Annotated in this window: 11 protein-coding genes; 10 read left to right on the forward strand and 1 reads right to left on the reverse strand. The window is 69.9% G+C overall.

Annotated features, from left to right (window positions below; translation table 11 throughout):
• Positions 1–4 precede the first annotated feature (4 nt).
• The 6 genes from ACJ8AN_RS01085 to ACJ8AN_RS01110 all read left to right on the forward strand — a co-directional run bounded on the left by ACJ8AN_RS01085 (position 5) and on the right by ACJ8AN_RS01110 (position 5,485).
• On the forward strand, positions 5–1,333 hold the full coding sequence (locus ACJ8AN_RS01085) for a 5'-deoxyadenosine deaminase (protein ID WP_407753296.1): 1,329 nt from the start codon (positions 5–7) through the stop codon (positions 1,331–1,333).
• A gap of 196 nt (positions 1,334–1,529) precedes the next feature.
• Positions 1,530–2,264: a PspA/IM30 family protein gene (locus ACJ8AN_RS01090; protein WP_407753297.1), complete on the forward strand. Its 735-nt coding sequence runs from the start codon at positions 1,530–1,532 to the stop codon at positions 2,262–2,264.
• Between the two features lie 30 nt (positions 2,265–2,294).
• Positions 2,295–3,482 carry an ABC transporter substrate-binding protein gene (locus ACJ8AN_RS01095; protein WP_407753298.1) on the forward strand — a complete coding sequence of 396 codons (1,188 nt, stop codon included), beginning with the start codon at positions 2,295–2,297 and terminating at the stop codon, positions 3,480–3,482.
• Positions 3,483–3,522: 40 nt separating this feature from the next.
• Complete coding sequence (locus tag ACJ8AN_RS01100) at positions 3,523–4,332, forward strand: hypothetical protein (protein WP_407753299.1); 810 nt, start codon at positions 3,523–3,525, stop codon at positions 4,330–4,332.
• 92 nt (positions 4,333–4,424) lie between these two features.
• Entirely contained in the window at positions 4,425–4,895 is a 471-nt protein-coding gene (locus tag ACJ8AN_RS01105) for a hypothetical protein (RefSeq protein ID WP_407753300.1), read from the forward strand.
• Positions 4,896–4,906: 11 nt separating this feature from the next.
• Complete coding sequence (locus ACJ8AN_RS01110) at positions 4,907–5,485, forward strand: hypothetical protein (RefSeq protein WP_407753301.1); 579 nt, start codon at positions 4,907–4,909, stop codon at positions 5,483–5,485.
• Positions 5,486–5,548: 63 nt separating this feature from the next.
• Here the strand turns inward: ACJ8AN_RS01110 and ACJ8AN_RS01115 are convergent, their stop codons facing one another.
• Positions 5,549–6,658, reverse strand: coding sequence for an alpha/beta hydrolase (locus tag ACJ8AN_RS01115; RefSeq protein WP_407753302.1), 1,110 nt, complete (start codon positions 6,656–6,658; stop codon positions 5,549–5,551).
• Positions 6,659–6,838: 180 nt separating this feature from the next.
• Here ACJ8AN_RS01115 and ACJ8AN_RS01120 point away from each other — a divergent pair, with 180 nt between their 5' ends.
• Genes ACJ8AN_RS01120 through ACJ8AN_RS01135 form a run of 4 tightly spaced genes read left to right on the forward strand, consistent with a single transcriptional unit; the run spans position 6,839 to position 11,221 of the window.
• Complete coding sequence (locus tag ACJ8AN_RS01120; RefSeq protein ID WP_407753303.1) at positions 6,839–8,449, forward strand: hypothetical protein; 1,611 nt, start codon at positions 6,839–6,841, stop codon at positions 8,447–8,449.
• Complete coding sequence (locus tag ACJ8AN_RS01125) at positions 8,446–9,141, forward strand: ABC transporter ATP-binding protein (protein WP_407753304.1); 696 nt, start codon at positions 8,446–8,448, stop codon at positions 9,139–9,141. Before ACJ8AN_RS01120 ends, ACJ8AN_RS01125 begins: the two co-directional genes overlap by 4 nt.
• The gene (locus tag ACJ8AN_RS01130) at positions 9,138–10,421 is read left to right on the forward strand and encodes an ABC transporter permease (RefSeq protein WP_407753305.1); all 1,284 of its coding nucleotides are present in this window, start codon (positions 9,138–9,140) and stop codon (positions 10,419–10,421) included. Before ACJ8AN_RS01125 ends, ACJ8AN_RS01130 begins: the two co-directional genes overlap by 4 nt.
• On the forward strand, positions 10,418–11,221 hold the full coding sequence (locus tag ACJ8AN_RS01135) for a hypothetical protein (protein ID WP_407753306.1): 804 nt from the start codon (positions 10,418–10,420) through the stop codon (positions 11,219–11,221). The genes ACJ8AN_RS01130 and ACJ8AN_RS01135 overlap by 4 nt, the downstream gene beginning before the upstream one ends.
• Positions 11,222–11,247 lie beyond the last annotated feature (26 nt).

Below are 11,247 nucleotides of genomic sequence, written 5' to 3' on the forward strand. Positions count from 1 at the left end.
TCGCGTGGATCTGCTCCTCACCAACGGCACGGTCGTCACCATGAACCGCGAGCGCGAAGTGCTCGCGGAGGCAGATGTCCTCATCCAGGACGGGCGCATCGCCCGGGTGGGGCGCAACATCCGCACGCGGGGCGGCGTCCTGCGCGTGCTGGACGTGAGCGGCAAGGTGGTGCTGCCCGGCTTCATCCACGGGCACCTGCACGCCTGCCAGACGCTCTTCCGCAACCGGGCCGACGGGCTGGAGCTGCTCGACTGGCTGCGCGAGCGCATCTGGCCCTTCGAGGCCGCGCACGACGCGGCCTCCATGCGCGCCTCGGCGGACCTCACCTTCGCCGAGCTCATCCGCTCGGGGGCCACGGCCGCGCTCGACATGGGCTCGGTGCGCCACTACGACGCCGTCTTCGAGTCCGCCCGCGACTGCGGCTTCCGGCTCACCGGCGGCAAGGCGATGATGGACGCGCCCGACGTGCCCACCGGCCTGCACGAGTCCACCGAGGCCTCGCTCGCCGAGAGCCTCGCGCTGCTGGAGCGCTGGCACGGCTCGCATGGCAACCGGCTGCGCTATGCCCTCACGCCGCGCTTCGTCCTCTCGTGCACGGACAAGTTGATGCGCGAGGTGGGGCGCCTGGCCCGCGAGAAGGGCGTGCGCATCCACACCCACGCCAGCGAGAACCGCACCGAGTGCGACGTGGTGCGCGAGCGCACGGGCAAGAACAACGTGGCCTACTTCCACGAGGTGGGCCTCACGGGCCCGCACGTGACGCTGGCGCACTGCGTGTGGCCCACCGAGGAGGAGGTGCGGCTGCTGCGCGACACGCGCACGGTGGTGTGCCACTGCCCCAGCTCCAACCTCAAGCTGGCCTCGGGCCTCGCCCCGGTGCCCGAGCTGCTCGACGCCGGGGTGACGGTGTGCCTCGGCGCGGACGGCGCTCCCTGCAACAACAACCTGGACATCTTCACGGAGATGCGGCTCGCGGCGCTGCTGCACAAGCCGCGGGTGGGCCCCCGGGGCATGCCTCCCGAGCGCGTGCTGGAGATGGCCACGCTCGGCGGCGCCCGGGCCCTGGGCCTGGAGGCCGAGCTCGGCTCGCTGGAGGAGGGCAAGCGCGCGGACCTCACCGTGGTGGACCTCTCCGGGCCGCACTCCACCCCGTCCGATCCCCGCGACGTGCTCTCTCCGCTCGTCTACGCCGCCCGTGCTACCGACGTGGTGCACGTCATCATCGACGGCAAGCCCGTCCTCAAGGACCGCACCCTGATTACCCTCGACGCGGCTGGCGTGGCGTCGAGTGCCCGCCAGCACGCCGAGCGCATCGCCTCCCGGGTCCGCTGAGGGCCGGGAGGGCTCGGGAGGGGGTCTGGGGGTAGGGCCTGCTCGCACTCCGAGCGAAAGGGCATCACCCGGGACGTCGGCCGGCAATCATCGCCGTTCCGCGAGCGTAGACCCGAGGCATTCGCCATACGTGGAATACGGTGGGTTGGTGTAAGGTCCCCGCCAAGACTCGATTTGCAGGAGGTAGGCACCCGCCATGTGGCAACGGTTCACAAGGGCAATGCGCAGCTTCTTTGGCTTCTTCGTCTCCTCCATCGAGGACCCCGAGCTCATCCTGGAGCAGAACATCCGTGACCTGAACGATCAGGTCCCGAAGATGAACGAGTCCATCGCCATGGTGCGGGCGAACCTGACGCTCCTGGAGAAGGAGAACGCCAAGTACCAGCAGGACATCCGCGAGCTGACGGCGAAGGTGAAGGCGGCCATCCAGGCGGGCCGTGACGACCTGGCGGCCCAGTACGCCACCAAGCTGCAGACGGAGAAGGCGGCGCTCGAGCGCAACGAGCAGCAGCTGGCCACGGCCAAGGTGGCCTACGAGAAGTCGCTGAACCTGAAGAAGGCCTTCATGCGCGAGAAGGACCGCAAGACGCAGGAGGCGATGAACGCCATCCGCGACGCGCGGCGCGCGCAGTGGCAGTCGAAGGTGGCGGACGCCATGGAGTCCTTCCAGGTGGCCGGCATCGACGCCACGCACGACGAGATGCTGCGCAAGGTCAACGAGAAGGCCGCCATCAACGAGGCGCGCATGCAGATGGCGCTCGAGGGGGTGGACCACCAGGCCGTGCAGATCGAGGAGGACGCCGAGCGGCTGCAGGCGATGGACCTCGTGAAGCAGATGAAGATGGAGATGGGGCTGGACAGCCCCGCGCCGGTGTCCGACGTGGGTGGCGGCGCCGAGAAGACGATCGGCAAGAAGGTGGAGATCAAGTAGTCCCCCCGGGGACGGGAGGAGGCCGCTCGGATGGCAGTGAGACGCGGACCCGGCCTCTACCCGTTCCTGGTGTTGTGCCTCCTGGGGGCGGTGTACCTGCTGGCCTCGCGGCTGGGGTACCTGGACCGCCTCCAGGCGCGCTTCTTCCCGGCGGCCAAGGAGGCGGTGCGCCTGTCCCCGGGAGACTTCCCCGCGGGAGTGGCGGCGCCGGTGGCGGACCTGGCCTCGGTACCGCTGCGGCCCACGCTGATTGGCTTCACCGCGAGAGGCTCGGCGGCGGCGCTGCTGCTGGCCACGGGTGGGGCCTCGACGCTGGACAACCCCGTGGCGCCTCCGGGCGCGGCGCAGGGCGTGCTGAAGACGGCGTACGCCATGGACGCGCGCGCCGTCGTCTTCGCCAGCGAGGAGGAGCTGCGGCAGGCGCTGGCGGTGGGCGCGGAGCACGGCGGGGTGGACATGGCGGCCATCTCGGTGGACCGGCTGGCGGCGTGGCTGCCGTCGCTGCGGGACGCGGCGCCGCGCACGGTGATGCTGGTGGGACGCAGCCGCGGGCAGGAGGCGCTGGCGGCGGTGGGCGTGCCGGATCTGTCCTCGCTGCGCGGCAAGCGGCTGGGGGTGTACCCCTCGGGCTCCTCGTACTACTTCACGCTGTGGGTGCTCTCGCGCGCGGGCCTGCGCATGGCGGACGTGCGGTGGGTGGACCTGCCCTCCACGCTGGACGCGGGCCGGGCGCTGCGCGAGGGCCGGGCCGACGCGGTGTCCGGCCTGTGGGGCGACGTGGAGCTGGCGGCGCGTGATAGGGGAGGGGCGGTGCTGGCCACCACGGCGGATGCGCCGCACCTGGTGGCGACGGTGCTGGTGGCCCGGGGCGACTATGCCGCGCGCTACCCGGACGCGGTCCGCCGCGTCATCCGTGGACTGTTGGACGCGGGCGGCAGTGTGCAGAAGGATCCCGGGCCAGGCGCGCGGCTGCTGGGCGAGGTGGCGCCGTACCTGGGAGACCCCACCGAGGCCATCCGCAGTGCGCCTCCGGCGACGCTGGCGGACAATCGGGCGTTCTTCGGGCTTTCCGGCGAGGCGCCCGTCACCTATGACGAGCTGTTCCAGAGCGCCTCGGCGCTCTATCAGAAGATCAGGCGCACGGCGGTGGCACCGCCAGCCGAGGACACCCGCGATCTCGGCGCGCTGAAATACGTGTCGGAGGCGCGAGGGCCCTGAGCCCTCTGGAACGCGAGGCGCCTCCCTGGCGAGGACTTCCGTGGCGCGCACCCCCAACTTCCTGAAGGCCGCCTTCCTGATGCCCGCCAACCTGGTGGGGCTGTTGACCGCCGCGGCATCGTCGGCGCTCACGCACGAGCCCCTGCCCGCGCTGGTGGCGCTCGGCGTGGAGGGCGTGTTCCTGCTCGGGGCATCCACCTCGAAGCGCTTCCAGCGGGCGGTGCGCTCGCAGATGCCCGAGGAGAAGGAAGCAGAGGCGGCGCGCCAGCAGGTGGACGCGATCCTGTCGGAGCTGGCCGCCTCGCAGCGCGAGCACTACCAGCAGCTGGTGGGGCTGAAGGAGAAGATTCTCGCCAACTACGCGAAGCTGCCCGGAGGGCGGGTGCTGGCGGCGAGCAGCGAGCAGCGGTTGGACGCGCTGCTGACGTCGTTCCTGCGGCTCATCTCCACGCTGAACCAGTACCGCACGTACCTGAACTCGGCGGAGCGGCAGTCGCTGGAGAAGGAGGTGCGGCTGCTGGAGGCGGAGGTGGCGCAGGAGGCGAACCCGCGCCTGAAGGACGTGAAGGAGAAGCGGCTGGACATCATGAAGCGGCGGCTGGCGCGCTTCGAGCAGGCGGGGGAGAGCCGCGAGGTGGTGAGCCACCAGTTGGCGAGCATCGAGGACCTGATGCGGCTGACGCACGAGCAGTCGATCGCGATCCGAGACCCCGAGAGCGTCAACCGTCAGCTCGAGGCGCTGAGCGCCGAGGCGACGGCCACGGACGAGACGGTGCGCGAGATGGAGCGCTTCCTCGACTTCACCGAGGAAACCTCGGGCCCGCTGCCGCACGGGACGCGGGTTCGCTGAGGAGTTCCCGACAACGCGCGGCGTGAGCCGTTCCGTGTCCAGACAGTTCCCGGTCTCATGACTCCCGAGGGCTCAAGGCTCACGGGAGGAACATGATGCGAGGACTCTGGAAGCGAGTGTTCCTGTCAGGGGCGATGGCGCTGTTGCTGGAGGGGTGCGCGACCCTTCCCGGTGGGCACATCCCGCCTTCGGCCTTCGAGTTCCACGAGGTCGTGTCCGAGCAGGGACCTGGGGCGGGTGGATGGAAGATTGCGAAGGTGAACATCCTGTTGTGCCGGGTGTCCCAACGCAGGCCGTTGGAGGCCTGGTGCGACGTCGAAGTCGGAGTGCCCATCATCAACAAGAAACGCCCGATTTCGAACGTGACCGCACAGAGACGGTCGGCGGAAGCCGCTGATGCAGCGGCTCAAATGGTTCTGAGTGGACCCGAAACCGTCTCGGCACTTGCCTGCGCTCAGTTCCGGGACGAGATGTCGGTGTTGTTGAGAGCGTCTCTCAAGGGCGTCAGGGTGACGAAGTTCCTCACGGCAGGGATCGAACCGAAATCCTTCCCCGAAGATTGAGGGTCAACAGCATGGATGAGCGTTTTTCCGCGGAGTCCCTCATCAAACTCGTGCATCGCTACTACCCTTCGGGGCTTTATGAAGATGATCCGCGCCACGGCCAGAGCGAGGAATTCAAACGGCTGGTGGCAGCGAAGCAGGCTGCGATGAAGGATGCCGTGGATTGGAAAGGCTTCCTGCAGCGCGTTCGCGAGCAACTCCCCGATTGCCTCCAATGGGATCTACAGGCCCTTCGTTATGACCCGAGCCGCCATGTCCGGGTCTATCTGCCTGGCACCACGTTGGAGCAACGCGAGAAGAAGTGCGTCGTGGTGTACGTGAGCATCCTGGCTCCGGTGCATTTCCTCCATGCGTCTCAAGAGGTGGAACTGGACGAGGAACGATCTCACTCCGAGGCGTGGTTTCCTCCACTTCCTCCCGAGCTCCAGCCCCTCGAAGCGTTGCTGGACGCGCTCGCTCGCGAGTCGTTCGGGTCGGTCCGGTTGTCCAATGAGATCCTCTTCACCCCCGTGCCCGACCTCCAGGTGGGCAACACCCGATTGGGCAAGGTGAAGCTCCTCAATTGCCTCTTCTCCGACCGCATCTGGTGAGGGTGCTCGCGTCCCGGATGACGCGGCACCCTCACTCCGTTCCTCTCGCGAGGAGCGCGATGCTCAGTACGCCGTGCTCTGCCAGGGGAAGAGGTACGTCAGGGGAACATTGAGCCGCGCGGCCCACGAGGCCTCGTTGTGCCCCGCGCCCTGCGCCACGTAGTAGTACAAGTCGTTGCCCTGCACGTACCCGTCGGCCACCAGCGCGTCCCTCATGCGCGTCGTCTCCGTCAGCCCGTCGTTGTCCGTGCCCGCGTCGATGTAGAAGCGCACCGCCACCTTCGTCGTGGCCGTCTCCACCTGCTGCGTCAGCGTCTGGTTGTTCCACCAGAACGAGCTCGACATGGCCGCCAGCTTCCCGAACACCGTCGGGTTGCGCCGCCCCACGTAGAACGACACCAGCCCGCCCAGCGACGAGCCGATCAGCGCCGTGTTCGTCTTCGTCGTCAGCGTCCGGAAGTTCTGGTCGATGTACGGCTTCACCGTGTCGATCAGGAACCGCTCGTGCTTGTCCGCGCCTCCGCCGCCGTACTGCGCATCACAGCAGGGCGTGTACTCGTAGATGCGGTTTGAGCCGCCGTGGTCGATGCCCACGATGATGACCTCGTCCATCGCTCCGCTGCCGATGAGCGAGTTGGCCGTCTCGTCCATGCGCCACTCGGTGCCGTAGGTGGTCCGGGCGACGTCGAAGAGGTTCTGCCCGTCGTGCGCGTACAGCACCGGGTAGCGCTTGAGCGGATTCTCCGAGTAGCTCGGGGGCAGGTAGATGGTGAGCACGCGGGAGTTGCCGAACTGCGGCGAGTAGAAGTTGGACACGTACTGCAGCCGGCCCGAGGCCGCGCCGAAGAACGGATAGATGTCCACCGTGCTCCCGGCCTTGAGGCGGTAGTTGGCGCCCGTGGACCAGGTCGCGTCGTTGACGAGGGGCTTCACGTCCACGTCGCCCACGGAGTCGGCCCAGGAGAGCGTCCAGATGTTGCCCGTGGTCCACGTGGCGTTGGTGCCGGTGGTCCAGGACAGGGGCGCCTTGCTGCCCCGGAGGGTGATGCGGTTGCCGTAGCCCACGTCGTAGTGGACGCGGATGGTGGTGGCCTTGGCCGTGGTGCCCATGACCAGCAGCAGCAGTGCCGCCAGCAAACCGGCCCTGCGCGTGACGCAATCGTTCATGTCCATGGTGATGCTTGCCTCCCTGGGGGGTATCTCCGCTTCCCTGGACTCATCAGGTCGCGGATTGGCCACCCACTCTCCCAGTGAGTCTTCGGGTAGGGCAAGGTCGGCCCCCGGACGGCCCCTCCGGGATTCCAGCAGGAAGAATTTGACTCCAGGCCCCGGGCCGTCTGCACTCCCGTTCCCATGCTCCGCCGCGCCCCTCCCTGGCCCCTGCTCGTGCTCGTGCTGCTCGTGTTCGCCGGCTGCTCCCGTTGCGGCGAGAAGTCCGTGGGCGCCCGGGGCTCCAATCCCGCCCGCTTCCTGCCTCGCGGCGCCCCGGCCGCCCTCGTCGTGCCGGACCTCGGGGCGCTCGGCGAGAAGCTCGCGCGCTTCCAGAACCTCAAGCTGGCCAACTTCGTCGCCCAGCTCCAGAACGCTCAATCCGCCGAGTCCTACGTCTCCAGCATCATGCGCCAGGTGGGCGTGGACCTGCGCAGCCGCCAGGCCATGGAGGCCGCCGGCATCGACCCGGCCCGGGGCGCTGGCGCGGCCCTGCTCGGCGGAGGCCAGGCCTTCTCCGTGCTCGCCGTGAAGGACGAGAAGACGCTCACGGACACCTTCGCGAAGCTCGCCAAGGATCGCCTCGGAGCCGCGGAGCGCGCCGAGCAGAAGGTCCCCGGCGGGACGCTCGTCACCTTCAGCCGCGCCGGCGCGACGCAGCCCTCGCTGGGACTGCTCTTCACCGAGGGCTACGCCCTGCTGGGCGCGGGCGCCATGGTGTCGCAGCTCTCCGGCTACGCCACGCTGCCTCCGGAGAAGTCGCTCGGCCAGGAGCCGCTCCTCACCGCTTCCCTCAACCGGCTGCCCGCCGAGCGTGACTTCTACGCCTTCCTCCCCGGCGGTATCGGCTTCCTCGTCCCGGCGGGCACCACCCAGTCCGTCACCGTGACGGGCTCCGTCGGCGAGCGCGCGGTGACGCTGCGCATGGACTCGCCGTGGCCCGACACCCAGGCCTCGCTCGCCGCGCTCGTGCCGCAACAGGGGCCGGATCTGCTCGGCTACCTCCCCGAGGACAGCTTCTTCGTGGCGCGCTACCGGGGTGACCCCGCGCAGCTCGGCGGGGTGTGGCCCTACCTCGTCGGCTCTCAGGTGACGCAGGCCATGCAGCAGACCGGCTTCGACCTGAAGACCGAGCTGCTCGACAAGCTCGAGCCCGGCACCGTCGCGGGCGTGTCCCTGGCCCCCACCGTGCAACTCGGGGCCGGCCTGCCGTCGTTGGACCCTCGCCGCACCAACCCCTTCCGCTTCGTGCACCTGGTGGTGGTGGGCGAGTCCAAGGACGCGGCGGGCCTCGCCTCCGCGCTGGAGAAGCTGCCTGCCGTGGCCCAGCACTTCGGCGCCGAGGTGAAGCCCACGGACGTCAACGGGCAGCGCGTCTACCTCACCTCGTACCGGCAGGGCGAGGGCGCGCACTTCGCCGAGGTGGGCGACAAGGTGGTGCTCGCCGCGCCGCAGTCTCGCCTCGAGACGGCGCTCACCCGGCTCAAGGGTCCCGCGGGCACCAGCCCCGTGGCCGAGGACCTGCGTGGCGCGCTGAAGGAGCCGGTGTTGGGCATGGTGGTGGACCTGCGCCGCCTGTCGGACGCGGTGAAGGCGCTTCCCCCCGAGGCGTGGGGCATCGGCGGCTTCGCCATCAAGGCGACCACGGTGCGTTGGTTGGACGCCACGGATGACCTCCGCGCGGTGACGCTGGGCCTCTCCGAGAAGGAGAAGGCGCTGCAGGCCGAGCTCACCCTCTGGTTGGCACCCCATTGATACGCGCACGCGACATCGTCAAACAGTACGTGGATGGGGACGGCACCGAGGTGCGCGTCCTCGATGGACTCTCGCTCGACGTGGAGGATGGTGACTTCGTCGCGGTGGTGGGCCCCTCGGGCAGCGGCAAGTCCACGCTGCTGCACCTGCTGGGCGGGCTGGACGTGCACTACCAGGGCAACGTGGAGGTGGCGGGCGTGAAGCTCGCCGGCCTGAAGGACAAGGAGCTCGCGCGCTTCCGCAACCAGCACGTGGGCTTCGTCTTCCAGTCCTTCCACCTCATCCCCAACCTGTCCGCGGTGGAGAACGTGCTGATGCCCTCGCACTTCGGCCCCGCCTCGCTCGAGGCCCGCAAGCGCGCCGAGTCCCTGCTCGACCGGGTGGGCCTGCTGGCCAAGAAGGACCGCACCCCGGTGCGGCTGTCCGGCGGCGAGCGTCAGCGCGTGGCCATCGCCCGGGCCCTCTTCACCGGCCCGCGGCTGCTGCTGTGCGACGAGCCCACCGGCAACCTCGATGCGGCCACGGGCGCGGGCGTCATCTCGCTCTTCGAGGAGCTGCACCGCGAGGGGCTCACCCTGCTCGCCGTCACCCATGAGGAGCGGATGAGCTCGGCGGCCCGGCGCGTGCTGCGCCTCAAGGAGGGCCGGCTCGTCGAGGAGTCCCGTCCCGCGCTGGCCGGAGGTGCGTCATGAGGCTGGCGGCGCTGTCGCAACTGGTGCGGCTGAGCCTCGCGCGCGAGCGGCGGGGCGCGTTCTTCTCCGCCTTCGGCGTGGCCATGGGCGTGGGGGCGCTCGTCTTCTTCCTGGGCCTGGGCCTGGGGGTGGGCCGCGTCATTCAAGAGAAAATCTTCCCCAACGACGCGCGGCTGGTGGACGTGGTGCCTCCGGCGGTGTCGCTCGGCTCGTTCCTCGGGGGCGGCAAGCTGGACGCCGTCATGGTGGAGCGGCTCCAGGCGCTGCCGGACGTGGAGAAGCTCTACCGGAAGATGAGCGTGCGCGCCCCCGCGGCGAGCCTCTACAACGGCGACTTCTTCGGCCGGAAGCTGCGCATGGGCGTGGACGTGCTCGCGGTGGGGGTGGACCCCGGCCTCGTCGAGGGCGACGTGCAGCTGGGCAGGTTCGTGGACCCGGGGCCGGGCCAGCCCCTGCCGGGCCTCATCTCCACGCGGCTGCTCGAAATCTACAACAACACCTTCGCCCCGGCCCGCAAGCTGCCGAGGCTCACGCCGGGGATGCTCGTCGGCTTCACCCTCCCGGTGGACTTCAACCGCTCGTACGTGTCCGCCGCGCTGCCCAACACCCCCGTCATCTCGTCTCAAATCCAGGTGGTGGGCGCCTCGGACCGGGCGCTGCTCGCGGGCGTCACCATTCCCCTGGACACGGCCATCCGCCTCAACCGCGAGCTGGGCCAGGACACCGACTCGTACTCGGGCATTACGCTCGTGGCCACCAGCCCCGGCGCGGTGCCGGGCCTCGTGGCGGCGGTGAAGGAGATGGGCCTGGAGATCGACGATCAGGAGCGGCGGCTCGCGGAGAACGTGGGCGCGGCGGTGACGCTCACCACGTCCGCGCTGGCGCTGCTCTCCATCCTCATCTGCGTGCTCGCGGCGGTGAACATCGCCCATGCGCTGAGCGCCTCGGTGCGCGCGCGGGCCAAGGAGATCGGCGTCATGCAGGCGGTGGGCGCCTCGCGCTCGGACGTGCGCAACATCGTCCTGGCCGAGGCGGGCGTGGTGGGGCTCGTCGGAGGTTGCCTCGGCACCCTGGCCGCGATGCTGCTCGCGCTGCTCATGGACAAGCTCGCGGGCTCCTACCTGCCGCAGTTCCCCTTCAAGCCCGAGAGCTTCTTCTCCTTCCCCTGGCCCGTGGTGCTCGGGGGCGTGGTGCTCGGGCTGCTGGCCGCGGTGGCCGGGGCCTGGTTCCCCAGTCATCGCGCCGCCGCCACGGATCCCGCACGGACGCTCGCTGGATGACGCGGCCCTCGACCAAGACGCTGCTGGCCAACGCCGCGTGCCTGCTCACCCTCGGGTGGCTCTACGGTGGTGACCTGCGCGACGCCCTGCGCGCCCGCGGCGCCGAGGTGTCCGCCTTCCTGTCGCCGCCCCGTCTGGTGTGGCCCGCGCTGGTGCTGGCCGCCACGGGGGGGGTGCTCGGCATCGTCCTCTGGGGCCTGGTGCGCGGCCGCGCCGAGGACTTCAAGGGCTACCGGCTGCTGCCCATCCTCCTGGTGAGCGCGCTCTTCTTCGACCTGGTGCTCGCCGAGAACCAATTGCCCCTGCACTCCGACGACCTGGCCGCCCTGGCGATGCGTCAGTTCCAGGAGAGGGCCGGGGCCCTGTCCGAGGGAGAAACGGTGCCCTCGCGGCCGGAGGTGTTGCAGCCGCTGCTCGCGGACCTGGGCCAGCCGCCGTATCTGGTGCGTGGCGTGCGCGTGCCGGTCTGGTCACTCCAGGTGCGCGAGGAGTGCCAGGGGCCCGTCCAGCAGGCCCCCGGCCTCGCGGTGGGCACGTTCATCTACTGCGTGGCTCCCGGCCGCACCTCGGCCTGGCTGACGCTGGTCGGTCTCCCAGCAGGCGAGCGCTTTGGCCTTCCCTCGGTCTTCTCGGTGGACGGCCAGCCGCACGTGGCGGTGGTACGACCCACACCGCCCGAGGAGGCCGAGCCCCTCCAGGCCGAGGAAATGCCCTTCCCGGGCCTCCCCGAAGCCCCGCTTCCCGGTGTAGCCCCCGAGGCAACGGACGCGGGGGAACTGGCTCCGGCTCCCGCTCCCTGAGGGGCGTTCAACTCGCGCGGTTGACC

Origin of the sequence: Archangium sp. (assembly GCF_045802675.1) — a bacterium.
GTDB lineage: Bacteria > Myxococcota > Myxococcia > Myxococcales > Myxococcaceae > Archangium.

What these genes read in the sequence shown, in the direction of transcription:
- ACJ8AN_RS01105 (WP_407753300.1), top strand. Translation starts at nt 4,425, where the DNA reads ATGATGCGAGGACTCTGGAAGCGAGTGTTCCTGTCAGGGGCGATGGCG.
- ACJ8AN_RS01135 (WP_407753306.1), top strand. Translation starts at nt 10,418, where the DNA reads ATGACGCGGCCCTCGACCAAGACGCTGCTGGCCAACGCCGCGTGCCTG.
- ACJ8AN_RS01115 (WP_407753302.1), bottom strand. Translation starts at nt 6,658, where the DNA reads ATGGACATGAACGATTGCGTCACGCGCAGGGCCGGTTTGCTGGCGGCA.
- ACJ8AN_RS01095 (WP_407753298.1), top strand. Translation starts at nt 2,295, where the DNA reads ATGGCAGTGAGACGCGGACCCGGCCTCTACCCGTTCCTGGTGTTGTGC.
- ACJ8AN_RS01090 (WP_407753297.1), top strand. Translation starts at nt 1,530, where the DNA reads ATGTGGCAACGGTTCACAAGGGCAATGCGCAGCTTCTTTGGCTTCTTC.
- ACJ8AN_RS01110 (WP_407753301.1), top strand. Translation starts at nt 4,907, where the DNA reads ATGGATGAGCGTTTTTCCGCGGAGTCCCTCATCAAACTCGTGCATCGC.
- ACJ8AN_RS01130 (WP_407753305.1), top strand. Translation starts at nt 9,138, where the DNA reads ATGAGGCTGGCGGCGCTGTCGCAACTGGTGCGGCTGAGCCTCGCGCGC.
- ACJ8AN_RS01120 (WP_407753303.1), top strand. Translation starts at nt 6,839, where the DNA reads ATGCTCCGCCGCGCCCCTCCCTGGCCCCTGCTCGTGCTCGTGCTGCTC.